This window comes from Bradyrhizobium sp. Bra64, from assembly GCF_024519875.1.
Taxonomy (GTDB): domain Bacteria; phylum Pseudomonadota; class Alphaproteobacteria; order Rhizobiales; family Xanthobacteraceae; genus Bradyrhizobium; species Bradyrhizobium japonicum_G.
On sequence record NZ_JALJRD010000005.1, the window covers coordinates 221,765 to 244,711 of the forward strand.

The 22,947-nt window shown below is 64.6% G+C and carries 22 protein-coding genes and 1 tRNA gene; 13 read left to right on the top strand and 10 right to left on the bottom strand.

Annotated elements, in window-relative coordinates:
• From NR187_RS18030 to NR187_RS18045, 4 genes are read right to left on the bottom strand one after another with little or no spacing between them, the layout of a single operon-like run.
• The gene (locus tag NR187_RS18030; protein WP_256807186.1) at positions 1-3,210 is read right to left on the bottom strand and encodes an efflux RND transporter permease subunit; all 3,210 of its coding nucleotides are present in this window, start codon (positions 3,208-3,210) and stop codon (positions 1-3) included.
• Complete coding sequence (gene ihpB, locus NR187_RS18035) at positions 3,203-4,180, bottom strand: divalent metal ion exporter adaptor subunit IhpB (RefSeq protein ID WP_211386016.1); 978 nt, start codon at positions 4,178-4,180, stop codon at positions 3,203-3,205. The genes NR187_RS18030 and ihpB overlap by 8 nt, the downstream gene beginning before the upstream one ends.
• Positions 4,177-5,451, bottom strand: a complete 1,275-nt coding sequence (ihpA, locus tag NR187_RS18040) for a divalent metal ion exporter subunit IhpA (RefSeq protein WP_256807187.1) — start codon at positions 5,449-5,451, stop codon at positions 4,177-4,179. The genes ihpB and ihpA overlap by 4 nt, the downstream gene beginning before the upstream one ends.
• 55 nt (positions 5,452-5,506) lie before the next feature.
• Entirely contained in the window at positions 5,507-5,872 is a 366-nt protein-coding gene (locus NR187_RS18045; RefSeq protein WP_372703160.1) for a hypothetical protein, read from the bottom strand.
• Between the two features lie 371 nt (positions 5,873-6,243).
• On the opposite strand from NR187_RS18045, the gene NR187_RS18050 reads away from it, so the two are divergent.
• On the top strand, positions 6,244-7,137 hold the full coding sequence (locus tag NR187_RS18050) for a hypothetical protein (RefSeq protein WP_211386018.1): 894 nt from the start codon (positions 6,244-6,246) through the stop codon (positions 7,135-7,137).
• Positions 7,138-7,191: 54 nt separating this feature from the next.
• Here the strand turns inward: NR187_RS18050 and pepT are convergent, their stop codons facing one another.
• The 4 genes from pepT to NR187_RS18070 all read right to left on the bottom strand — a co-directional run bounded on the left by pepT (position 7,192) and on the right by NR187_RS18070 (position 9,504).
• Entirely contained in the window at positions 7,192-8,442 is a 1,251-nt protein-coding gene (gene pepT / locus NR187_RS18055) for a peptidase T (protein ID WP_211386019.1), read from the bottom strand.
• A 104-nt stretch (positions 8,443-8,546) separates the two neighbouring features.
• Complete coding sequence (locus tag NR187_RS18060) at positions 8,547-8,861, bottom strand: HU family DNA-binding protein (protein ID WP_256807188.1); 315 nt, start codon at positions 8,859-8,861, stop codon at positions 8,547-8,549.
• A 203-nt stretch (positions 8,862-9,064) separates the two neighbouring features.
• Positions 9,065-9,141: transfer RNA gene (locus NR187_RS18065), tRNA-Asp, on the bottom strand.
• Positions 9,142-9,300: 159 nt separating this feature from the next.
• Positions 9,301-9,504, bottom strand: a complete 204-nt coding sequence (locus NR187_RS18070) for a hypothetical protein (protein ID WP_211386021.1) — start codon at positions 9,502-9,504, stop codon at positions 9,301-9,303.
• Between the two features lie 258 nt (positions 9,505-9,762).
• On the opposite strand from NR187_RS18070, the gene NR187_RS18075 reads away from it, so the two are divergent.
• Positions 9,763-10,671, top strand: coding sequence for an alpha/beta fold hydrolase (locus NR187_RS18075; protein ID WP_256807189.1), 909 nt, complete (start codon positions 9,763-9,765; stop codon positions 10,669-10,671).
• On the opposite strand, the gene NR187_RS18080 is transcribed toward NR187_RS18075, so the two are convergent.
• Positions 10,668-11,960, bottom strand: coding sequence for an MFS transporter (locus tag NR187_RS18080; protein ID WP_256807190.1), 1,293 nt, complete (start codon positions 11,958-11,960; stop codon positions 10,668-10,670). The genes NR187_RS18075 and NR187_RS18080 overlap by 4 nt on opposite strands.
• A 104-nt stretch (positions 11,961-12,064) precedes the next feature.
• Entirely contained in the window at positions 12,065-13,267 is a 1,203-nt protein-coding gene (locus NR187_RS18085; protein ID WP_256807192.1) for an aromatic ring-hydroxylating dioxygenase subunit alpha, read from the bottom strand.
• Between the two features lie 184 nt (positions 13,268-13,451).
• Between NR187_RS18085 and NR187_RS18090 the strand changes: the two genes are divergently transcribed.
• From NR187_RS18090 to nuoF, 11 genes are all read left to right on the top strand, one after another.
• Complete coding sequence (locus NR187_RS18090) at positions 13,452-13,967, top strand: MarR family winged helix-turn-helix transcriptional regulator (RefSeq protein WP_211386023.1); 516 nt, start codon at positions 13,452-13,454, stop codon at positions 13,965-13,967.
• 175 nt (positions 13,968-14,142) lie between these two features.
• The gene (locus NR187_RS18095) at positions 14,143-16,386 is read left to right on the top strand and encodes a TonB-dependent siderophore receptor (protein WP_256807193.1); all 2,244 of its coding nucleotides are present in this window, start codon (positions 14,143-14,145) and stop codon (positions 16,384-16,386) included.
• Positions 16,387-16,440: 54 nt separating this feature from the next.
• Positions 16,441-16,737, top strand: a complete 297-nt coding sequence (locus NR187_RS18100) for a hypothetical protein (RefSeq protein WP_256807194.1) — start codon at positions 16,441-16,443, stop codon at positions 16,735-16,737.
• Between the two features lie 306 nt (positions 16,738-17,043).
• Complete coding sequence (locus NR187_RS18105; RefSeq protein WP_007603535.1) at positions 17,044-17,409, top strand: NADH-quinone oxidoreductase subunit A; 366 nt, start codon at positions 17,044-17,046, stop codon at positions 17,407-17,409.
• Positions 17,400-17,987, top strand: a complete 588-nt coding sequence (locus NR187_RS18110) for an NADH-quinone oxidoreductase subunit B family protein (RefSeq protein ID WP_256807195.1) — start codon at positions 17,400-17,402, stop codon at positions 17,985-17,987. The genes NR187_RS18105 and NR187_RS18110 overlap by 10 nt, the downstream gene beginning before the upstream one ends.
• An 11-nt stretch (positions 17,988-17,998) precedes the next feature.
• Positions 17,999-18,613, top strand: a complete 615-nt coding sequence (locus NR187_RS18115) for an NADH-quinone oxidoreductase subunit C (RefSeq protein WP_256807196.1) — start codon at positions 17,999-18,001, stop codon at positions 18,611-18,613.
• Positions 18,614-18,615: 2 nt separating this feature from the next.
• Complete coding sequence (locus NR187_RS18120; protein ID WP_211386028.1) at positions 18,616-19,812, top strand: NADH-quinone oxidoreductase subunit D; 1,197 nt, start codon at positions 18,616-18,618, stop codon at positions 19,810-19,812.
• Positions 19,812-20,771 carry an FkbM family methyltransferase gene (locus tag NR187_RS18125; RefSeq protein WP_256807197.1) on the top strand — a complete coding sequence of 320 codons (960 nt, stop codon included), beginning with the start codon at positions 19,812-19,814 and terminating at the stop codon, positions 20,769-20,771. The genes NR187_RS18120 and NR187_RS18125 overlap by 1 nt, the downstream gene beginning before the upstream one ends.
• Before the next feature lie 12 nt (positions 20,772-20,783).
• Positions 20,784-21,395 carry an NADH-quinone oxidoreductase subunit NuoE gene (gene nuoE, locus NR187_RS18130; protein WP_211386030.1) on the top strand — a complete coding sequence of 204 codons (612 nt, stop codon included), beginning with the start codon at positions 20,784-20,786 and terminating at the stop codon, positions 21,393-21,395.
• On the top strand, positions 21,395-21,601 hold the full coding sequence (locus tag NR187_RS18135) for a hypothetical protein (RefSeq protein WP_211386031.1): 207 nt from the start codon (positions 21,395-21,397) through the stop codon (positions 21,599-21,601). Before nuoE ends, NR187_RS18135 begins: the two co-directional genes overlap by 1 nt.
• Positions 21,602-21,616: 15 nt before the next feature.
• Positions 21,617-22,942 (top strand): NADH-quinone oxidoreductase subunit NuoF, encoded by a 1,326-nt coding sequence (nuoF, locus tag NR187_RS18140; protein ID WP_256807198.1) that lies wholly within the window; start codon positions 21,617-21,619, stop codon positions 22,940-22,942.
• Positions 22,943-22,947 lie beyond the last annotated feature (5 nt).

The following is a 22,947-nucleotide window of genomic DNA, read 5'->3' on the forward strand; positions in this document are numbered from 1 at the left end:
CTACCGCTCCCCGGAAGCTAACAAATCAGGTCCCATTGTAGGCGTTTCGGTGCCTGCGTCACGGCGGAACAGCAGGTAGAGTGCAGGCAGCACCAGGAGCGTCAGCACGGTCGAGGAGATGATGCCGCCGATCACCACGGTCGCGAGCGGCCGCTGCACCTCGGCTCCGGCCCCGGTGGCAAGGGCCATCGGCACGAAGCCGAGCGAGGCGACCAGCGCCGTCATCAGCACCGGACGCAGCCGCGTCAGCGCGCCCTCGCGAACGGCCTCCGGGACGGGACGCCCCTCGCTGCGCAGCCGCTCGATGAAGGTGATGATGACGAGCCCGTTGAGCACGGCGACGCCGGAGAGCGCGATGAAGCCGACACCGGCGCTGATCGACAGCGGGATGCCGCGCAGCAGCAGCGCCATCACGCCGCCGGTCAGGGCCAGCGGCACGCCGGAGAACACGAGAGCCGCATCGGCCGCCGATCCCATGCCCATGAACAGCAGCAGGAACACGAGCAGCAGCGCCACCGGCACCACGATCGTCAGCCGTTTGGTCGCGGAGACCAGCTGCTCGAACTGTCCGCCCCAGCCGATCCAGTAACCGGGCGGCAGCTTGACCTTCTCTGCCACTGCGTTCTGGGTCTCGGCGACAAAGGAGCGAAGGTCGCGCCCGCGAACGTTGGCCATGACTACCACGCGGCGCTTGCCGTTCTCGCGGCTGATCTGGTTGGGGCCGGGTGCGATCTCGATCGTCGCGACGGAGGACAGCGGCACGTAGCGGAGCGCTGCGTTTCCGCCCGGCCATGCGGTTTTGGTGACCGCCGGTGCATCCTCGCCCGGCGGCAGCGGGATCGGCAAGGACTTGATCGTTTCAGGGTTGGCCCGCAGGCTTTCCGGCAGCCGCACTACGATGTCGAAGCGGCGATCGCCCTCGAACAGCTTTCCGACCGGTTTTCCCCCGATCGCGATCTCGACGAGGTTCTGCACCTCGTTGAGGCTGAGGCCGTAACGCGACAGCGCCTGGCGGTCGAGCTTCACCGTGAGGATCGGCAGGCCCGCGATCTGCTCGGTCTTGACGTCGGTCGCGCCCTCGATGGCGTGGACGACGCCGTTGACCTGCTGGGCGATGCCGGCAAGCACGTCGAGATCGTCGCCGAATATCTTCACGCCGACGTCGCTGCGGATGCCGGCAATGAGCTCGTTGAAGCGCATCTGGATCGGCTGGGTCATGCCATAGGCCGTGCCGGGCAGGGTGTTGGCGGCGCGTTCGAGCTCGGCGACCACCTCGTCCTTGGGCTTGCCTGAATCGGGCCATTCGTCGCGTGGCTTGAGCGTGACATAGGTGTCGGTCATATTCGGCGGCATCGGATCGTTGGCGATCTCGGCGGTGCCGATCTTGGAGAAGATGGTCGCGACCTCCGGTACCTGCTTGATCGCCTTTTCCAGCCGAAGCTGCATGTCGACGCTCTGGGTCAGGCTGGTGCCGGGAATCCGGATGGTCTCGATGGTAATGTCGCCTTCATCCAGGCTCGGGATGAATTCGCCGCCCATGCGCGTCGCGGCGAAGACGCTGCCGGCGACGATCAGCATGGCGCCAAAAGCGACGCTGCCGCGGTAGCGGATGGCGCGATCGAGCAGCGGCACGTAGAAGCGCCTGGCCGCTCGCATGAAGATGTTCTCCTTCTCCGAGATCCTGCCGGTGACGAAGATCGCGACCGCGGCCGGGACGAAGGTGATCGACAACAGCGCCGCACCGGCAAGCGCCATCAGCACGGTCAGCGCCATCGGCGTGAACATCTTGCCCTCGGTCCCCGTCAGGGTCAGGACCGGCAGGTAGACCACGGCGATGATCAGCGTGCCGAACAGGCTCGGCTTGATGACCTCGCTGCTGCCGGCGCGGATCGTCTCCATCCGCTCTTCGAGCGACAGCAGCCGGCCGCGCCGGTGCTGCTCGGCAGCGAGCAACCGCAGGCAGTTCTCCACGATGATGACCGCGCCGTCGACGATGATACCGAAGTCGATCGCACCGAGGCTCATCAGATTGGCGCTGACCTGGCTCTCGACCATGCCCGTGATCGTGAACAGCATGGAAAGGGGAATGACACAGGCGGTGATCAGCGCAGCGCGGATGTTGCCGAGGATCAGGAACAGCACCGCGATAACCAGCGCGGCGCCCTCGATGAGGTTCTTCTCGACGGTCTGGATGGTGGCTTCCACCAGGTGCGTGCGGTCATAGACGGCGCGCGCGATCACGCCATCAGGGAGCGATTTCGCGACCTCCGCGAGCCGCGCCTTCACGCGCTGGGCTACCGTGCGGCTGTTCTCGCCGATCAGCAGCATGGCGGTGCCGAGCACGGTTTCGCTGCCGTTTGCGGTCGCAGCGCCCGAGCGCAGGTCGTGGCCTTCCTGGACGTCCGCGACGTCTCGGATGCGCACCGGGACGCCGCCGCGCGAGCCGATCACGATGTCGCGGATTTCCGCGATATTGGCGACCTGGCCCGGGGCGCGGACGAGATATTGCTCGCCGTTGCGCTCGATATAGCCGGCACCGACATTGGCGTTGTTGGCGGCCAGCGCCGTCATGATGTCGCGAAAGCCGAGCTTGTAGGCCATCAGCCGGCCGGGGATCGGCAGCACGTGGAACTGCCGCTCGTAACCGCCGATCGAGTTGACCTCGATCACGCCCGGAATGGTGCGCAGTTGCGGCTTGATGATCCAGTCCTGGATGGTGCGCAGCTCCGTCGGCGTGAACTCGGCACCGGTCTGTGACTTCGCGCCGGCCTTGGCCTCGACGGAGTAGACATAGATCTCGCCAAGGCCGGTCGAGATCGGCCCCATCGCGACCTCGGTTCCGGCTGGAAGCTGGTCCTTTGCCTGCTGGATGCGCTCGTTGACGAGCTGCCGCGCGAAATAGATGTCGGTGCCGTCCTCGAATACGACGGTGACCTGGCTCAGGCCATAGCGTGAGATCGAGCGGGTGTATTCGAGCTTGGGCAGCCCGCCCATCGCGGTCTCGATCGGGAAGGTGATGCGCTGCTCGGATTCGAGCGGCGACAGGCCCGGCGCGCGCGTGTTGATCTGGACCTGCACGTTGGTGACGTCAGGGACCGCGTCGATCGGCAGGCGGGTGAAATTCCAGGCGCCGAAGGCGCCGGCTGCGAGCGCGAACAGGACCACGAGCCATCGTTGGCGAAGGGAGAAGCCGAGGAGCGCGTCAATCATGGTCGGCGTCTCCCTTGCCCATCTCCGCCTTGACCACAAAACTGTTCTCGGCGACGTAGCGCTCGCCGGCCGAAAGGCCGGCGCGGATCTCCACGAATCTCGGGTCGGAATCACCTGTTTCCACCGGGCGCGCCTCGATCTTGTCGCCGTCCTCGCGAACGAACACGATGGTCCTGTTTTCCAGCGTCTGGATTGCGCTCTTGCGCACGGCGACCGCGACGTCGCGCGCTGCGAGGATCAGCCGCGCCGTGACGAACAGTCCGGGCCGCAGGCGCCCGTCCGGATTTGGCAGCACCACGCGCGCAAGTGCGGTCTGGGTCTCGCTGCTGCCGATCGGCGCCATGTAGGAGATCGTGCCCTTGATCTCGCCGCGGCCGTCGTCGGGATCGATCAGCACCTCGTCGTTGAGGCGGACGCGCTTCAGGTCCTGCCGGTAGATCGACAGATCGACCCAGATGGAGGACAGGTCAGCGACGACGAAGGCGGGCTTCTGTTCGGAGGCGTATTCGCCGAGCGAGATCTGCCGCTCGATGACGGTGCCCGCGAGCGGCGCCTTGAGCTCGTAGACGGTCAGGCTCTGGTTGCTCTCGATGGTGGCGAGCAGATCGTCCTTGCCGACCTTGTCGCCGATGCGCTTCAGGATCGATTTTGCAACTCCGGGAAAGCGCGGCGTGACCTGAACGACCGCCTCCTGGTTGGCGCGCAAAATGCCGTTGAAGGCGAGCGTGTCGGTCAGCGTCGCGCTGGCGGCTTCCGCCAGCGTCACGCCCGCGGCGGCCAGCTTGACGTCGGAGATGCGGATGCGGTCGGCGCCGTGCTCGTCCTGCTCGACATGGTCGTTCGGCTTCTCCGGCTTCTTATCCGCGGCATGCTCGGCGGGCGTGACCCTGACCGGTGCGAGCAGGGAATAGCCGTAGGCGCCGAGCGCGGCGGCCACGACGGCGACGAGAATGGCAGAGGAGGTCTTCATCGTGCGCTCTCCCGCGCCAGCGTGAAGGGATTGCCGACGAGGCCCTCGATGGTCGCCACACCCGCGTGGAAATTCTGCAGCGCTTCCTGCTCGCGCAGCCGCGCCTGGGCGACGCTCGCCTGGGCGTCGAGCACTTCGAGCAGGGTGAAGCGGCCCTGGCCATAGCCTTGGGAAATGGCTTCCGAAGCTTCCGCAGCCTTGGGAATGGCGGTCTCGCGCAGCACCGCGAGCTCGCGCAGCGAGCCCTGGAGCGAGTCGTAGGCGCGGCCGGCGACCACGATCAGAGTGTTGCGGTTGGCCTCGCGCTCGGCCCTGGTCTTGGCGAGGCTTTCCTGCGCGGAGAGAATATTGCCCTGGTTCTGGTCGAACACGGGGATCGGCACCGAGACGGTGAGCCGAACCGCGTCGTCATTGGTCTCGTTGAAATGGCGCCAGCCGGCGGCGATCCGCACGTCGGGATAGGGCCGGAGCCGCGCCATCAGCAGCTCGGCGTTGCGCTGGGCATAAATCGCGGTCCAGCGCACCAGCTGCGGATTGGCATCGATGGCGGCGACGACCGACTGGAACGTCGGCGGCCGTCCCATGGTGTCGAGCCGCCCCGAGACCTCGCCGAATTTTGCGGCAGGGTCTCCCATCAGCACCGCAAGCTCGCGCCGGGCGCTGGCCAGCGTCGCCTTGAAGCGTTCGCGATCGGCCTTCACCAGTGCGGATGCCACTTCCGCACGGCCGGTTTCGGCCGGCGAGGAGGCGCCGGCTTCGACGCGCCGGCGCAAGAGCGGCGTCAGCCGGTCGATGGCTTCGATCTGCTCGTCGAGGATATGGATCCGCCGCTGGGCGCCGAGCACGCCGAGGAAGGCGATCGCGGTCTCCGACAGCACCTCGAGCCGGACAGCCTTGCGCTGGATCGCGGCGACCTCGATGCCGGCTGCGCCCGCGGCGATCCGCGCATCGCGCTTGCCGAACAGCTCGAAGGCCTGGCTGATCTGGAGCGTTGTTTCGGCGGATTTCGTGCCGCGATAGATGCCCGAGCCGAGCGAATTGTCCTGCTCGTAGGACAGTTCCGGATTGAGCAGGGCGCCCGCCTGGATGCGCTGGCCCGTGGCGATACCGACATCGCGCTCCGCCGCGGTCAGGCGCGGGCTGGCCGCCAGAGCGCGCGACAGTGCGGCGCGCATGGTCAGGGTCTGGGCGTGCGCGTGCTGCGTCAGCCAGGGGCCAACGAGAATCGCCATCGCGCACGCAAGGCGCGCGGCAGTTCGTCTGCAAGACATGAAGATGACCTGTGAACAAAAGCAAGATGGGCGCGTGGGCGCCCGGCTGATCGGTTCAGGTCAGATGTTTGGGGGGTGGGGATGTCGTGTCGGGTGCGATGCCGACGAGCGTCGGCTGCTTCTGCGCGACCGGTGCGGCAACGATGTCGCCCGCGGCTCCTGAATGCAGCGGCTGTGCGACAGCGATCGAGAAGCAGCCATGGCAGTGATGGCCACCGAGCCCCTTGTGATCGCCATGGCCGGCGGAACCGTCGTCGAGGATCGCGGCGATCTCCGAGCCGCCGGAGGGGCTCGTGACATCGATGTCGTGCGCGCCATGGAGCGCGCCCGACAGCAGGTACATGGCCGCAACGAGGACAGCCACGAGCCCGCGCCAGTGGCGCAGGTCATAAAGGCTGTAGGCTCGGCGGATCGAAGTCACTGTTGCACTCGGGTTCCTGATCCGCCTGCGGTAGCATGGCGGCCGGAACAGTGTCGACCCGCAATAGTGTTACGTGTGGGGAACTCGATGTCGCACGCTGCTGGATACAAAAAGGCCCCAGCCCGGGGCTGACCGGCTGAGGCCTTTTGTGCTCACAATTTTTATCCTTGGGATTCGCACGGGCAACCCGCAGCCAGGCGGCTCGTTCCTGCCGGCGGCAGAAAAATTAGGAACGTTCGGCAGCCCCTCTCATTAGCGCCCCGGAGCATGTGAGGAGGATGGGACTATGGACGGATTGATCTATCTGATCGGCTTGATCGTCGTGATCATGGCGATCTTGTCGTTCTTCGGCCTGCGCTGAGGGAGCGGCGATGGCGATGGAAACTCTCGCGCGGGAAGACATCATGGATGCCGGCGGCGGCGCTGCCGAGGAACGCCGAAGCATCCAGTGGAGCTCGGTCCTCGCAGGCGCGTTGGCCGCCGGTGCGATGTCGTTCATCCTGGTCGGCTTTGGCGTTGCAGTCGGCCTCGGTGTCAGTTCGGCCTCGCCGACCTGGCGCGATGCATCGGCGGCGCTCGCTCTGCTTTCCGGGCTGTATCTGATCGTCCAGGCGATCGTCAGCTTCGGCTTCGGCGGTTATATCGCCGGCCGAACAGCGCGTCCGGCGCCCGCGCTGGCGACGATCGAGGACGACGGCGAGCGCCGGGACGGTCTTCATGGGCTGACGTCCTGGGCCCTGGCCGTGCTGATCGGCGCCGGGCTGCTGGCACTCATCGGCGCATCGGCGATCGACCGTTCGCCGATGCGCATCTCGAGCGCGAATGCGACCCCCGCCGAGCCGCTGTTGAGCTACGAGCTCGACAAGCTGTTCCGCGCGCCGCGGCGGCCTCCCGGCACCGACATGCGGGAAACCCGCGCCGAGGCCGGACGCATCCTGATGACATCGTCGAGCCATAGCGGCGTCAGCACCGATGATCGAACCTATCTCGTGCAGCAGGTCGCCGCGGCGACGGGCTTGGCTGCGCCGGACTCCGAACGGCGGGTCGATGCGGTGGTCGCGGACGCCCACACGGCAATCAGCCGCGCGCGGCGCAACTCGGTCATCGTCGCCTTTTCCGTTGCGGCGGCGGCGCTGATCGGTGCCGCGGTGGCCTGGGCTGCTGCAGTTGCCGGCGGCCGGCACCGCGATGGCGAACCTCTGCCGAACTGGATGGCAAGCTCGAACCGCTTCCATCGCAGTCCGCGCGCGATGCCGGTGCCGTAACCTGCAGGATGATGGCCGGGAGCAATCCCGGCCACATAGCGTTGACCAGCGGTGCTACGCCTTCTCCTCCCAGATCATCGCAAGGTGCACGATGGTCTGCACCGCCTTCTCCATGTCCTGGCGGCTGACCCATTCCAAGCGCGAGTGGAACGCGTGTTCGCCGGCGAAGATGTTGGGGCAGGGCAGGCCCATGAAGGACAGCCGCGAGCCGTCGGTGCCGCCGCGGATCGCCGTGCGCATCGGGCGCAGGCCCGCGCGGCGGATCGCCTCGATGGCGTATTCGAGGATGTGCGGGTGACGGTCGATCACCTGCTTCATGTTGCGGTACTGCTCCCGCACCTCGAATTTGTAGGTCGAGCGCGGATAGTCCTTCATCACGTCCTTGACGATGGTCTCGAGCAGGACTTCCTTTTCCTTCAGTCCCTCCTCGGTGAAGTCGCGTACGATGAAGGAGAGCGTCGCCTGCTCCAGCGCACCGTCGATTCCGATCGGGTGCAGGAAACCCTGCTTGCCCGAGGTCGTTTCCGGCGAGCAGCCTTCCTTGGGCAGACGTTCGACGATGGCGGCCGCGATCTTGATCGCGTGCTCCATCTTCCCTTTGGCATAGCCGGGATGGGCGCTGACGCCGTTGATGGTGATGGTGGCCCCATCAGCCGAGAAGGTCTCGTCCTCGACGGAGCCCGCGCTTTCGCCGTCCATGGTGTAGCCGAAATCGGCGCCGAGTTTCTTGATGTCGACATTGTCGACGCCGCGGCCGATCTCCTCGTCCGGCGTAAACAGGATCTTGATGGTGCCGTGCTTCACGTCGGGGTTGTTGATGAAGAAATGCGCGGCATCCATGATCTCGGCGACGCCGGCCTTGTTGTCGGCGCCGAGCAGCGTGGTGCCGTCGGTGGTGATGATGTCGTTGCCGATCTGGTTCTTAAGCGCGGGGTGCTCGGCGAAGCGGATCACCTGGCTGGTGTCGCCCGGCAACGTAATGTCGCCGCCGCGATAGTTCTTCACGATTTGCGGCTTGACGTCCTTGCCGGTGACGTCGGGCGAGGTGTCCATGTGCGAGCAGAAGCAGATCACCGGCACCTTCTTCGGTGTGTTGGCCGGGATCGTTCCGTAGACGTAGCCGTAGTCGTCGAGATGGGCGTCCGCGACGCCCATGGCCTGCAGTTCGGCGGCGAGCACGCGGCCGAGATCCTTCTGCTTCTCGGTCGAGGGCGAGGCCGGGGAGTCCGGATCGGACTGGGTGTCGATGGTGACGTAACGCAGGAAGCGCTCGGTCACGGTGTGCGAAAAGGGGAGGGAGGACATTTCTGATCAAACCGCCGGGCGTGAGGGGGAGTAGGCGGTATACCAGAAAAGCGGGCCACGTTGCGGCCGGGGCGACGCCGGATCAGGCTTAACAAAACGTAATATCAGATCGCCTCTTTCAGTTCCTTGACCGGGCGGAAGGCGACCTTCTTGCTGGCCTTGATGTGGATCGGTTCGCCGGTGGCCGGATTGCGGCCGGTGCGGGCGGCGCGCTTGCGGACCTGGAGGATGCCGAGACCCACGATCCGGACGCGGTCGCCCTTCTTGAGGTGCTTGGTGATCAGATCGACCATGTCGGTCAGGACGGCCTCGGCGCGCTTCTTCGACATGTCCTGGCTCTCCGCAATGTCGGCGGCGAGGTGTTTCAGCGTAATGGTGACGGGAGCGGCTGCTTTCTTCGCCGAATCCTTCTTAGCCAAGTCTGGCCTCCTCGATGGTCCAATGACAAGGGAAGCCCGGAAAAGCCGGGAAATCGTGGGGATCCCTCCAAGTCGTGGAAGGCCTAGACGATTCGGGCGCGGGCTGACTATGCCGCGCGTTCCCGACGAACGCCGGCAATCGCCGGCACAGCCGCGAAAGGCGTCGAGAAGTTTGGTCTAAGGCTATGAAGGGATTGCCAAAATGGCGCGAGAGACGGGGCTCGAACCCGCGACCTCCGGCGTGACAGGCCGGCGCTCTAACCAACTGAGCTACTCCCGCGTGGTTCGCTGAAAGCGCGCGGAACGAGGGGGGACTTAAAGGCGGGGCTTGGTGAAGTCAAGGATGTTGCGCTTTGCCGGGGTGCCCCGGCTAAGTATTGCTTTGGAAAACGAAAAGGCCGCCCGGAGGCGGCCATTGGTCAGCCCGGAACAGGGCGTGTCAGCGAATCTCCGACGTCCCCGCGCTGGTCACCGCCACCGGCTTGCCGGCCTTGATGACGTGGGTGGACTGGGCGGTCTGGCTGAGATCGGCATTGGTGCGGGCCGCGATCCCGAAGCCGGTGACCAGAATGCCAGCCACCAGTGCCACCACCACGATCTTCAGGTGGGTACCGCGATCAGCAGAGTGAATTGAGTGGTTCATCTGAGCCTCCCGACGGGCTTTGCCGCCGTCTATGGCTCTTGTCTTAAGGACCGTCTGTTTCCGGATGGTTTCGCGGGTTCCGCAAAATGGTTTCATCTGGCCGATTAGCCGGTTTCTCCCTGGGGGCGGCCGAAGGGCCTTACGCGGTCTTACCTGGCGCGTAATCGCGGAGGCGATCCCGCCTTGTCATGATCGTTTCCATCGGCCGCGACCGATGGGCCGACCGATCGGCCAAGAAATCGGCAATGGAGAAGCGCGATGAACCGTCGAACCGTCCTCGAAGCCACTTTGCTTGGGACTGCCCTCGCGGCAGCGTCCGGTGCGAGCACGCCAGCGGCAGCGGCCCAGCAGAATGAACGGCCGTCTTTTGTGACGGCCAGGGACGGCACAAAACTGTTCGTGCAGGATTGGGGCAGCGGACAACCCGTGCTGCTGCTGTCGGCCTGGACATTCGACGCCAGCATCTGGGGCAGCCAGATCGCCGCCCTCAACGCAAAAGGCTTTCGCTGTATTGCGCCCGACAGGCGCGGGCATGGCCGGTCCGAGATGCCGTCCGCGGGTTATGACCTGGACACGCTGACCGGCGACGTCGCCGCGTTGATCGAGGCGCGCGACCTGCGCGACGTGACGCTGGTCGGCTTCTCGATGGGGACGGCCGAGGCGGTGAACTATCTCGGACGATACGGATCGGACCGGATCGCAAGGCTGGTGCTGGTTGCGCCGACGACGCCGTTCCTGGTCAAGACCGAAGACAATCCGGATGCGGTTCCGAAGGCGATGATCGAGGCCGACAACGCAGCCATCGCGCGCGACTTCCCGAAATGGATTGCGGCAAACGAAGCGCCGTTCTTCACTGCCGAGACACCCGAGATCACGAGGACCTGGATCCGCGAGATGATGCTGAGCGTGCCGCTGCCGGTGGCGCTGGCCTGCCGCAAGGCCATCGCCTTCGCCGATCTGCGCGCGGAAGCCGCCAGGATCGATCGCCCGACGCTGATCGTCCATGGCGACAAGGATGCCAGCGCGCCGCTGCCATTGACCGGTGCAAAGACCGCGAAGCTGATCAAGGGCAGCAAGCTGACCGTCTACGAAGGCGCCCCGCATCCGCTGCCGCTGACGCACGGCGAGCGCCTGACCGCGGACATGCTGGCGTTCATGGGCGGCTAGCCCGCCCGCTCGATGTCAGTGCGGATGGTTCGCGCCGCCCAGACGAACAGGAGAGCGCCCAGCGTGGTCGTGACGGCCGCCGAGAGCAGCGAATAGCGCACGGCGTCGGCGCCGTAAGCGCCCTTCAGGGCGTCGTTGACCACGCCCACGGCGAGCGGGCCGACGCCCTGGCCGAAGCAGGTCGCGGTGAGTGCGATCAGGGCGGAGGCGAGCGCGCGCATGCTGGGCTTGGCCACCGTCTGGGCGATTGCGAAGATCGGGCCGAGATGGAAGCCGACCAGGAACGAGGTCAGCGCCAGCATCGCCACCATCATCGTGAAATCCTGCGTCAGCATGCAGAGCGCAAACACGGGGCCAGCGAGCCCAGAAGTGATCGCGGGCGCCCACAGCTTCCAGCGATCGTCGCGGCGGCTCACTTGCGCCACCACGAAACCGCCGAGCAGGGTGCCGGCCATGCCGGCGAGCCCCTTGAAAGTGCCGGCATAGGTGCCGATCTCGACGCTCGACAGATGGTGCACGCGGGCCAGGAACGGCGGGATCCAGGCCGCGGTCGCGTAGTTCGTGTAGGTGGTGAGGCAGAAGCCGATCAGCACGATGACGAAGCTCCGCTGCGAGGCCAGGAAACGCAGCGTCGGCCCGAGCGGTTCGGGCACGAAGCTCTCCTGCATGGCGCCGCGCTTCGGCTCGGAGATCGTCATCCACAGCAGCACGGCTAGCAGGATGCCCGGCAGGCCCGCGACATAGAACGCCGATCGCCAGCCATAATGCTGGTTGACGTAGCCGCCGACGAAATAGCCGAGGAAGACGCCGAGATAGGTGCCGATGGCGTAGATGCCGAGCGCACGCGGACGCTCGTTCTTGGCAAAGAGGTCCGCGACGATCGACTGCGAGGCGGGCGAGCCGGCGGATTCGCCGATGCCGACGCCGATACGCGCCAGCGCCAGCGAGGTCACGCTGGAAGCCGCGCCGCACAGCGCCGTCATCGCGCTCCAGAACGCGAAGGCGAGGGCGACGATGTTGCGCCGGTTGAGCCGGTCGGCGACGCGCGCGATCGGAATGCCCAGCAGGGAATAGAACAGCGCGAATCCGAAGCCCGCGAGCAGGCCCATCATGGTGTCGCTGAGCTGAAACTCCTTCTTGATCGGCTCAATCAGGACGTTGAAGATCGTGCGGTCGAGGAAGTTCAGCGCATAGATGATGGTGAGCAGGCCCAGCACGTAATAACGCCGCGCCGAGGGCTTTGCCGCGGCGGCCGTCTGCACCGACATTTGTGACGTTACATCGACCATCGCGCCCCCCAATTTGTCTCGTTGTCGGTCCAGCCCTTATTCGAGCCGGCGGCCTTGAAGCGCTTTCGAGCGAAGCGGATGCCGGTTCGCGTAAAGAAAACGCGTCAAGACAAGGAGCTGGAGTTCCGGATGTAGTTCCCCGCTTCGAATTCGACCGCGGGCGCGCTTGCATCGAACGAGACGCCGATCGGATCGCGATCGGCCGCCATCGTGTCGAGCTGCTCAGTCAGCATGCGCCGCAACATCAGGATGCCGCGGTCGCTCTGGCCGAAATGCTCCTCGGAATGGATGGTCTGCGGGCCCTGGCCGACCTGGGCTTCATAGTCGCCGGGGAATTGCTGGTGCTCGGCCTCGGTCATGTCCCACCAGAATTTTCCGTTGAACTTCGAGCGCATGCGGCCGATGTCGCCGGAATTTTTAACGCGGCCGGCGACGTAGATGCGGAAAGACGTGTCGTCGATCGGCAGCGTCCAGCCGATCGACTCGACGCGGGCGAATTGCGCCACGCGCGGGTTCGGCACGACGCGCAGGGTGGGGAGGACGGCTTCGGTGACGCGGTAGAATACCTTGCCGTCATCCTGCTTGCGGATCGAGCGCACCGCGATGCCGCGCGGCGTCTTGTCGAATTTCACCTCGGGCATCGAAGCCATCATGTTGGTGAATTGGGGTCCCGAGAACGAGCCGTGCAGCACCGGCACGTGATAGGGATCGACCACGTTCTCGAAATGCTGCAGCCAGTTGCATGGGATGACCGCCGGCCCGCCGCCGCCGATCGAGGAGTCATCAGCTTCGACGAACTCGCCGTCGTCCATCGTCTCCAGGCATTCGTAAGCCGGCAGCACCGGGCGTTTCTCGGCCGGACCCATATAGGCGAAGATCAGCCCGTAGCGCTCGTCGACCGGATACCAGGGCTGGCGCACCTTGTCCTTGAACTGGCCGCCGTCGGGCTCGCAGGGTTGCTCCAGGCAATGGCCTTCGGTGTCGAACTTCCAGCCGTGATAGCAGCAGCGGATGCCGTCTTCCTCGACCTTGCCGTAATAGAGCGTGGTGCCGCGATGGCAGCAGCGCGCGTGCAGCAGGCCGACGCGGCCGTGCTTGTCGCGGAACAGGATCAAATCCTCGCCGAGCGCGCGCACCTTCTTCGGCGTGTCGGTGGCATCGCTGGTGAGCCCGACCGGATGCCAGTAGCGGCGCAGCAATTCGCCCATCGGCGTGCCGCGCACGACCGACGTGAGCTCGGTGCGCGTGTGTGGCGGCTTCATCGCATAGGCCGTGCCGAGATCACGATCCCGCTGGGTCGTCGTCATGCTGTTCCTCCCGCCGCGGGCCTTGGTGGCCGGTTCGCATCTTGGTGCGGTGTCCCAGTGAAAAATAATTCGATGACAATGTCAACGATCTTCTGGAATGCCTTTTGGTCGCATTTCGGAAGTGGCGGGGGAGGTTGCGCTACCAGCACTTGGCACACCCCGGCTTTCTTGGCAGAGGTGGATGATGAGCCATACATCGAGCAGGGACGGGCGCGGGTCGTCCGATGCGGACGAAACTCATTCGCCGGCGCCGATCACGGTGATGCTGTCGTCGCGGCTGATGGTGCTGGCCAATCTGCTCAAGCGCGGCGCCATCCTGCGCTACAAGCGCCTCGCCGGATTGTCCTCGGTCGAGTTCGGTCTCGTCGCTTCGCTCGGCCGGCGGCCGCCGATGAGTGTGGCGCGGCTCGCCGAAGCCGTCGGGCAGGACAAGGGACAGATCAGCCGTGCGCTCGCGGAACTCGTTTCGCGCAAGCTGATCGCGAAATCGGCGAACCCGAATGACAGCCGCGAGGTGCTGGTCGCTCTGACCGCGGCAGGGCTCGCCGCGCATGATGCAATCGTCGCAGGTGCGCAGGATCGCAATCGGCAATTGCTCGAGCAGTTGAGCAAGGACGAGTTCGAGACTCTCCTTGCGCAGATCGATCGTCTCACGGCGACCGCCGAGAAGATGCTCGAAGCCGAAAAAGTGTCGCGCTGATCGCTCGGTAACCCCCGGAAACGTTGGATCGTTTCTAAGAGCCTTTCTAAGACCTTTTCAATTAGGGAATTCGCGCGCGCTCCCATAAGCGTCACCGCAAACGCATGCCGTTGGGGGAACGACGGCATGACGTCGCAAACATGCAGCTTCGGGGTGCGCGTTGAACAGTCTTGGAATGCTGCGGTCGGCCGTGCTGGCGACCGCATCCGCTTGGGTTTTGGTGCCGCAGGCATCGTTCGCACAATCCTCCGCGCAGAGCGGCGCGCAGAATCTGCCGTCGGTGACCGTCGCCGCGCCGGAAGCGCGCCGACGTGCTGCCGCGACGCCGCAGCGTCGCGCGCCGCGCTCGGTGCAGAGCGCCAATCGAAGCAAGCCGCAGCCACAGCGCAATGTCGGCTTCGTCGAGACGCCGCGCGGACCGGTGAATGGCTATGTCGCCGGTCGCAGCTCGTCCGGTACCAAGACCAACACGCCGATCATGGAGACGCCGCAGTCGGTGTCGGTGATCGGCGCCGAGCAGATCCGCGACCAGAAGCCGAGCAAGTTCGACGAAGTCCTGCGCTATTCGCCCGGTGTTCGTGGCGAGACGTTCGGCGCCGATACGCGCAACGACTGGTTCCTGATCCGCGGATTCAAGTCTGACGACATCGGCCTGTTCCTCGACGGGCTACAGCTCTTCTACACGTCCTATGCGAGCTGGAAGCTGCAGCCATTCAATCTGGAGCGCGTTGAAATCCTGCGTGGCCCGTCCGCAGTGCTGTACGGCGGGTCGAGCCAGGGCGGCATCGTCAATGCCATTTCGAAGATGCCGCCGGCTGAACCGATCCGCTATGTCGAGGTCGGCGTCAACAATTTCGGCAACGGCTATCTCTCGTTCGACTTCGGCGGACCGGTTGCAACCGCGACGGAGCCGGGCAAGCTGTTCTATCGCATCGTCGGTCAGGTCAAGAATGGCGGCACCCAGGTCGACTTCACCCCCGACGACAACTACTTCATCGCGCCGTCCTTCACCTGGAAGCCCGATGCGGACACCACACTGACGGTTCTCGCCTCCGCTTCCAAGCAGGACACGCGCGGCATCGGCTTCCTGCCCTATGTCGGCACCGTCGTCGACGCCCCCTGGGGGAAGATTCCGACCAGCCGTTTCGTCGGTGACCCCAGCGTCGATAGCTTCAAGCGCGAGCAGGAGATGGTCGGCTATCAGTTCGAGCGCAACTTGTCGGACAGCGTCACCCTCCGTCAGAACGCGCGTTTCGCCCATGTCGACGTGACTTATGCAACGCTCTACGGCCTCGGTTATGCGACGACGGCGGCTGCCGCCAATCTGGCACGCGGCAACTTCTTCACCAATGGCGTTGCCAATCAGGCCAATCTCGACAATCAGGTCGAGTACCGCTTCTCGACTGGTCAGTTCCAGCACATTTCGTTGTTCGGCGTCGACCTCAAGCACTACAAGATCGACGACTATCAGGGTTTTGGCGGGGCGACTTCCCTCAACCTGCTCGATCCCGTCTACACGCAGACAGCGCCTTTCAGCGGCGCTCCGTATCAGAACGCCACGCTGACGCAGAAGCAGGTCGGCGTCTATGCGCAGGACCAGATCAAGCTCGATCGCCTGGCGCTGGTGCTCTCGGGCCGCAACGACTGGGTCGACACCTATAACGATAACCACATCGGTGCGAACATGGGGCGCAACGACAGCGCGTTCTCGGGCCGCGCCGGACTGATCTACAATTTCGATGCCGGCCTTGCGCCCTACGTCTCCTACGCGACCAGCTTTAATCCGATCATCGGAACCAATTTTACCCTGAACCAGCTTTATCTGCCGGAGACGGCCAAGCAGGCCGAGGTCGGCGTCAAGTACCAGCCACATGGCTTCGACGGGCATTTTGGAATCGCGTTCTTCGACCTGAAGCGTGAAAATGTGCTCACGACCGATCCGAATAATGCGCTGCTGTCGGTGCAGACCGGCGAAGTGACCTCGCGCGGTATCGAGCTCGAGGCGGTCGCGAACGTCATGCCCGGCCTGAAGGTGATGGCGTCCCACACGGTCTACGACATCTTCGTCAGCCGCGACCTCAATGCCGCGCTGATCGGCAAGCTGCCGACCAATACGCCGAGCCAGCTCACTTCGGGCTGGGCCGACTACACGATCCAATCTGGTCCGTTGACCGGGCTCGGATTTGGTGGTGGCATCCGCTACGTTGGCCGATCATTTGCCGACAATATGAACACGCTGGAGGTGCCGGCCTACGTGTTGGGCGACGCGGCGGTTCACTACGAATGGCAGGGCTGGCGGTACGCGCTCAACGTCTCCAACATCACGGACAAGATATTCGTGGGAAGCTGCTCGTCGGCAAGCGCATGCTTCTACGGCGATCGCCGGCGCGTCACTGCCAGCATCTCCTACAAATGGTGAGGACGGGCGAGGGGAAACGGCCATCGTAAGAGCCTGACCAGCGAGCCGCTGGTCTTGACCCCAGAGATCGGTGAGCTCGCGGGCTTTGCCCCCCGGCCCGAAGCTCATGCGAGCGCGGCGCGCGTGACGACACTCCACGTCACCGGAGCCGCGCTCGCGGCCAATCCGGGCCGGCGCATTTGTGGATGTATTCGCCAGACGAGCCCCGGTCCGATCGTGGTGCATGGCTCCCGGATCGGCCGCCTGGGGATACGCGTCTTTGCTGAACCTGGCCCGCGCGCGGCAGCGACCGTCACCGGCCTGCTTGCCGCATTGCTGTGGAATGCGGCTGCCTGCATGTCGCTGGGATGACGGTGGGGCACCTGTCCTCGTTGCAATCCGGACTTTGCTGCGGCGCGGCCTGAATAAAGTGAGCTTTCCCAACAGTGGACGTCACGGCCCAGCGCGCTTGGGCTGATCAGGGCGCCCTTGCTGGGGCGGTCGATCTGCTCCATACCAGCCGCGGGGTGATTCCGGGGTTTTCACCGTTCTGGGGGCGGCAAAGGGCCTAAAAAGAGCGTGTCTTGCGCCCATTGGTGCACTGCGCTAAGGCTCAGAACAATTCCAAATCGGACGAATCCGTGGCTGTCCCGAGGCTGCGGGAAAAAGGGCTCGTCAATGAGCGGCATTCTGCAGAATTATCTTCCACTCGTGGTCTTTATAGGGGTAGCGGGCCTCATCGGCCTGGTGTTGCTGATCGCGCCGTTCATCGTGGCGTTCCAGCAGCCGGACCCGGAAAAGCTGTCGGCGTATGAGTGCGGTTTCAACGCCTTCGACGATGCCCGCATGAAATTCGACGTCCGCTTCTATCTGGTCGCCATCCTCTTCATCATCTTCGACCTCGAGGTGGCGTTCCTGTTTCCCTGGGCGGTGGCGTTCGGCAAGCTTGGCGCGACCGGCTTCTGGTCCATGGTGGTGTTCCTCGGCGTGCTCACGGTCGGGTTCGCCTATGAATGGAAGAAAGGAGCACTGGAATGGGATTGAACCCAGCATCGTCCGCCGGTCCGGTTCTCGCGCCGGCCCCCAAGGGCATCCTCGATCCGTCGACCGGCAAGCCGGTCGGGGCCAATGATCCGTTCTTCCTCGAGGTCAATTCGGAGCTGTCCGACAAGGGCTTCTTCACGGCCGCGACCGACGACCTCATCACCTGGGCGCGCACCGGCTCGCTGATGTGGATGACCTTCGGTCTTGCCTGCTGCGCGGTCGAGATGATGCAGGTCTCGATGCCGCGCTACGACGTCGAGCGCTTCGGTTTCGCGCCGCGTGCCTCGCCGCGCCAGTCCGACGTCATGATCGTCGCCGGCACCCTGACCAACAAGATGGCGCCGGCGCTGCGCAAGGTCTACGACCAGATGCCCGAGCCGCGCTACGTCATCTCGATGGGCTCCTGCGCCAACGGCGGCGGCTATTATCACTACTCCTACTCGGTCGTGCGCGGCTGCGACCGCATCGTGCCGATCGACATCTACGTGCCGGGCTGCCCGCCCACGGCGGAAGCGCTGCTCTACGGCGTGCTGCTGCTGCAGAAGAAGATCCGCCGCACCGGCACCATCGAACGCTAAGGTTTTACGTCATGGATGACGCCAAGCTCGACGCCCTGGGGCAGACGATCGTGAGCGCGCTTCCGGGCGCCGCCTTCGGTCACGCGGTGGCCTTCAACCAGCTCACGGTCGATGTCGAGGTCAGCAGGATCGTCGAGGTGGTCAAGTACCTCCGCGACGACCCGAAGTGCCGCTTCATCAACTTCACCGACATCACAGCCGCGGATTATCCGTCGCGCGAAAAGCGCTTCGACGTGATCTATCACTTCCTGTCCCCGACCCTGAACGCGCGGATCCGGCTCAAGGCCCAGGCCGACGAGACCACGCAGGTGCCGTCGCTGATCGAGGTGTTCCCCGGCGCCGACTGGTTCGAGCGCGAGGCCTACGACCTCTATGGCGTGTTCTTCGTCGGTCACCCCGACATGCGCCGCCTTCTCACCGACTACGGCTTCGAGGGCCATCCGCTGCGCAAGGATTTCCCGACCACCGGCTTCGTCGAGGTCCGCTACGACGACCAGGAGAAGCGGGTGGTGTACGAGCCCGTCCGGCTCAACCAGGAATTCCGCAAGTTCGACTTTTTGTCTCCATGGGAGGGGGCCGATTATCCGGTCCTTCCGGGCGATGAAAAAGCAGGGCCGAAGGTCTGATCATGAACGAGCAACCCGAACAGCTTCGCAATTTCACCATCAACTTCGGGCCGCAGCATCCAGCTGCGCACGGCGTGCTGCGCCTGGTGCTGGAGCTTGACGGCGAAGTCGTCGCGCGCGTCGATCCGCATATCGGCCTGCTTCATCGCGGCACCGAGAAGCTGATCGAGCAGAAGACCTATCTGCAGGCGATCCCTTATTTCGACCGCCTCGACTACGTCGCGCCGATGAACCAGGAGCACGCCTTCTGCCTCGCGGCCGAAAAGCTGCTCGGCATCGAGGTGCCGCGCCGGGCGCAGTTGATCCGCGTGCTCTATTGCGAGATCGGCCGCATCCTGTCGCATCTGCTCAACGTCACCACGCAGGCGATGGACGTCGGCGCGCTGACCCCGCCGCTGTGGGGTTTCGAAGAGCGCGAGAAGCTGATGGTGTTCTACGAGCGCGCCTCGGGCAGCCGCATGCATGCGGCCTACTTCCGCGTCGGCGGCGTGCATCAGGACCTGCCGCAGAAGCTGGTCGACGACATCGAGGCCTGGTGCGATCCGTTCCTGAAGGTGGTGGACGACCTCGACCGCCTGCTCACCGCCAACCGCATCTTCAAGCAGCGCAACGTCGACATCGGCGTGGTGCCGCTGAAGGAAGCCTGGGAGTGGGGTTTCTCCGGCGTGATGGTGCGCGGTTCGGGCGCGGCCTGGGATCTGCGCAAGTCGCAGCCCTATGAGTGCTACGCCGAGTTGGATTTCGACATCCCGATCGGCAAGAACGGCGACTGCTACGACCGCTATCTGATCCGCATGGAAGAGATGCGCCAGTCCGTGCGCATCATGAAGCAGTGCATCCAGAAGCTGAACGCGCCTGACGGGAAGGGTCCCGTCGTCGTCGAGGACAATAAGGTCGCGCCGCCGCGCCGCGGCGAGATGAAGCGCTCGATGGAAGCGCTGATCCATCACTTCAAGCTCTACACCGAAGGCGTTCACGTGCCGGCCGGCGAGGTCTACACCGCGGTCGAGGCGCCCAAGGGCGAGTTCGGCGTCTATCTGATCTCGGATGGCACCAACAAGCCCTACAAGTGCAAGATCCGCGCGCCGGGCTTTGCCCATCTCCAGGCCATGGATCACATCTGCCGCGGCCATCTGCTCGCCGACGTCTCGGCGATCCTCGGCTCGCTCGACATCGTGTTCGGAGAGGTCGATCGGTAATGGGCCAGCAGGCGCCGATCCAGTTTGACCGTGCCTCGGGGGCCCTCGAAGGGGCCAACCTGTGGGAGCGGACGGCTGCCTTGGCGCTGGTGACGGGCTCGAAGATCTCGTCGCACTTCTCGCATATGGGCTACATCGCCTGCGCCAACCTGCTGCGCAAGACGCTGCCGGAGCGCAACATCGCGATCAGGCTCAATGCCGACGCCGTGTTCGAATTCCCCTACGGCGACGGTTACTGGAGCAAGCTGCTCAATCGCTCCTATCATTACGAAGATGAGCTAGAGCTCTTGTTCGCCAACGCCGCCGATGTCGACTACACGCTGATCGATTGCGGTGCGAACTACGGCTACTGGTCGGTATTGGTCTCGAGCGCGCCGTTCGGTGCCCACAAGGCGATCGCGATCGAGCCGTCGTCGGACAATTTCGCAAAACTGTCCAACAACGCCGCGGTGAATGGCCGTCGCTTCGAATGCATGCGCGTGGCAATCGGCTCCTCGCGCGGCACTGCGCGGCTGTCCGGCACCAAGCACGAGAAGTTCAGCATCGCGGGTCCCGGCGGCGGCGAGGAAGTGCCGGTCATCGCGCTCGACAATCTCATCGATGACGGCAAGGTCGCTCCGAACGGTAAATATCTGATCAAGCTCGACGTCGAAGGCGTCGAGATCGAGGCGATCAAGGGCGGCGCCCGGCTGCTCGAGGCCGACAGCGTCATCATGTGCGAGGAGCACGGCAGCGACCGCAGCCACGCGGTGTCGCGCTTCATCCTGGAACAGACCCCGCTGAAGCTGATCGTCTACGATCCCAGCTCGAAGCGTATGGAAACGGTGACCGAGCTGTCGATCCTCGATCGCATCAAGGTCTCGACCCACGTCGGCTACAATGTTTTCGGCACAGCAAGCGCATTCTGGCAGGACAGGATCAACGTCCTGAATGCCAAGACCGCGCGCCGTATGCAGTGAGAGATTGAACAGATGTCCGTTCGCCGATTAGCACCGAAGGAAGTCCAGCCCGCGAGCTTTGCGTTCACGGAGGAGAACCTCGCGTTCGCCAAGCAGCAGATCGCGAAATATCCTGCCGGCCGGCAAGCCTCCGCGGTCATCGCCATCCTCTGGCGAGTTCAGGAACAGCACGACGGCTGGGTTTCGGAGGCCGCGATCCGCGCCGTCGCCGACTTGCTCGACATGCCCTATATACGCGTGCTGGAAGTGGCGACCTTCTACACGATGTTCCAGCTCGCACCCGTGGGCAAGAAGGCCCACGTCCAGGTCTGCGGCACCACGCCGTGCCGCCTGCGCGGCGCCGAGGATCTCATCCACGTCTGCGAGCACCGCATCCATCACGATCCGTTCCATCTGTCCAAGGACGGCAATTTCAGCTGGGAAGAGGTGGAGTGCCTCGGTGCCTGCGTGAACGCGCCGATGGTGCTGATCGGCAAGGACACCTATGAGGATTTGACCAAGGAAAGCTTTGGCAAGGTGCTCGACGGCTTTGCGTCGGGCAATCCGCCCAAGCCCGGCCCGCAGAACGGCCGCCAGTTCTCGGCGCCGACCGGCGGGCCGACCACGCTGAAGGAAGTCACCTGATGCGTGATCTCTTGCCGCCGGCAGTGGAGGGACGTGCTGCCATGAAGAAGTGGGGCTTCATCGCCATGCATGCCGCCGTGGCGGCCACATTCATTTTCCTGCTGCAGCGTTTCAGTCTGAACGCGTCGCTGGAATCCAGCCTGCTCTGGGCGCTGACCTTCGCCGTCTGCGCCGCCGGACTTGCTTACAAGCAGTCCAATCGTTGATCGGAAAGCACTGACATGCTCGAGGACAAGGACCGCATCTTCAAGAACCTCTACGGCCTCCATGATTGGGGGCTCGAGGGCGCGCGGCGCCGCGGCGCCTGGGATGGTACGAAGAACATCATCGACAAGGGCCGTGACTGGATCATCAACGAGATGAAGGCCTCGGGCCTGCGCGGCCGCGGTGGCGCCGGCTTCCCGACCGGTCTCAAATGGTCGTTCATGCCGAAGGAATCGACCGACGGCCGGCCGAGCTATCTCGTCGTCAACGCCGACGAGTCCGAGCCCGGCACCTGCAAGGACCGCGAGATCATGCGGCACGATCCGCATCTGTTGATCGAGGGCTGCCTGATCGCCAGTTGCGCGATGAACGCGCATGCCTGCTACATCTATGTCCGCGGCGAGTTCATCCGCGAGCGCGAGCATCTCCAGGCCGCGATCGACCAGGCCTATGAGGCCAAGCTGGTCGGCAAGGACAACGTCAACGGCTGGCCGTTCGACATCTACGTCGCGCACGGCGCCGGCGCCTATATCTGCGGCGAGGAAACCGCGCTGCTCGAAAGCCTCGAAGGCAAGAAGGGCCAGCCGCGCCTGAAGCCGCCATTCCCGGCCAATGTCGGCCTGTTCGGCTGCCCGACCACCGTCAACAACGTCGAGTCGATCGCGGTTGCGCCCGACATCCTGCGCCGCGGCGCCGCGTGGTTCGCCGGCATCGGCCGTCCGAACAATGTCGGTACAAAGCTGTTCTGCATCTCCGGCCATGTCGAGCGGCCCTGCAACGTCGAAGAGGCCATGGGCATTCCGTTCCGTGAGCTGATCGAGAAGCATTGCGGCGGCATCCGCGGCGGCTGGGACAACCTCAAGGCCGTGATCCCCGGCGGCTCGTCGGTGCGCATGGTGCCGGCCGAGCAGATCATCGACACGCCGATGGATTTCGACAGCTTGAGCAAGCTGCGCTCGGGTCTCGGCACCGCGGCCGTGATCGTGATGGACAAGTCCACCGACCTGATCCGCGCGATTGCCCGCATCTCCTACTTCTACAAGCACGAGAGCTGCGGCCAGTGCACGCCGTGCCGCGAAGGCACGGGGTGGATGTGGCGTGTGCTCACCCGCATGGCCGACGGCCGAGCCCACAAGCGCGAAATCGACATGCTGCTGGAAGTCACAAAACAGGTCGAAGGCCACACCATCTGCGCGCTCGGCGACGCTGCGGCGTGGCCGATCCAGGGCCTGATCGCGCATTTCCGTCATGAGATCGAAGCGCGCATCGACCAGTATTCGCACAAGGCTGACATCGACGATATCGGCGTCCGCGATCCCGTGAACATGGTCGCGGCGGAGTAAGAGAA

Bases quoted from the DNA above. Each gene is read 5' to 3' on its own strand.
- pepT (WP_211386019.1), bottom strand. From the start codon at position 8,442: ATGTCCTCCCTCCCCTTTTCGCACACCGTGACCGAGCGCTTCCTGCGT.
- NR187_RS18030 (WP_256807186.1), bottom strand. From the start codon at position 3,210: ATGATTGACGCGCTCCTCGGCTTCTCCCTTCGCCAACGATGGCTCGTG.
- NR187_RS18075 (WP_256807189.1), top strand. From the start codon at position 9,763: ATGAACCGTCGAACCGTCCTCGAAGCCACTTTGCTTGGGACTGCCCTC.
- ihpA (WP_256807187.1), bottom strand. From the start codon at position 5,451: ATGTCTTGCAGACGAACTGCCGCGCGCCTTGCGTGCGCGATGGCGATT.
- nuoF (WP_256807198.1), top strand. From the start codon at position 21,617: ATGCTCGAGGACAAGGACCGCATCTTCAAGAACCTCTACGGCCTCCAT.
- NR187_RS18115 (WP_256807196.1), top strand. From the start codon at position 17,999: ATGGATGACGCCAAGCTCGACGCCCTGGGGCAGACGATCGTGAGCGCG.
- NR187_RS18070 (WP_211386021.1), bottom strand. From the start codon at position 9,504: ATGAACCACTCAATTCACTCTGCTGATCGCGGTACCCACCTGAAGATC.
- NR187_RS18110 (WP_256807195.1), top strand. From the start codon at position 17,400: ATGGGATTGAACCCAGCATCGTCCGCCGGTCCGGTTCTCGCGCCGGCC.
- nuoE (WP_211386030.1), top strand. From the start codon at position 20,784: ATGTCCGTTCGCCGATTAGCACCGAAGGAAGTCCAGCCCGCGAGCTTT.
- NR187_RS18120 (WP_211386028.1), top strand. From the start codon at position 18,616: ATGAACGAGCAACCCGAACAGCTTCGCAATTTCACCATCAACTTCGGG.
- NR187_RS18080 (WP_256807190.1), bottom strand. From the start codon at position 11,960: ATGGTCGATGTAACGTCACAAATGTCGGTGCAGACGGCCGCCGCGGCA.
- NR187_RS18135 (WP_211386031.1), top strand. From the start codon at position 21,395: ATGCGTGATCTCTTGCCGCCGGCAGTGGAGGGACGTGCTGCCATGAAG.
- NR187_RS18125 (WP_256807197.1), top strand. From the start codon at position 19,812: ATGGGCCAGCAGGCGCCGATCCAGTTTGACCGTGCCTCGGGGGCCCTC.
- NR187_RS18085 (WP_256807192.1), bottom strand. From the start codon at position 13,267: ATGACGACGACCCAGCGGGATCGTGATCTCGGCACGGCCTATGCGATG.
- NR187_RS18050 (WP_211386018.1), top strand. From the start codon at position 6,244: ATGGCGATGGAAACTCTCGCGCGGGAAGACATCATGGATGCCGGCGGC.
- NR187_RS18095 (WP_256807193.1), top strand. From the start codon at position 14,143: ATGCTGCGGTCGGCCGTGCTGGCGACCGCATCCGCTTGGGTTTTGGTG.
- ihpB (WP_211386016.1), bottom strand. From the start codon at position 4,180: ATGAAGACCTCCTCTGCCATTCTCGTCGCCGTCGTGGCCGCCGCGCTC.
- NR187_RS18090 (WP_211386023.1), top strand. From the start codon at position 13,452: ATGAGCCATACATCGAGCAGGGACGGGCGCGGGTCGTCCGATGCGGAC.
- NR187_RS18105 (WP_007603535.1), top strand. From the start codon at position 17,044: ATGAGCGGCATTCTGCAGAATTATCTTCCACTCGTGGTCTTTATAGGG.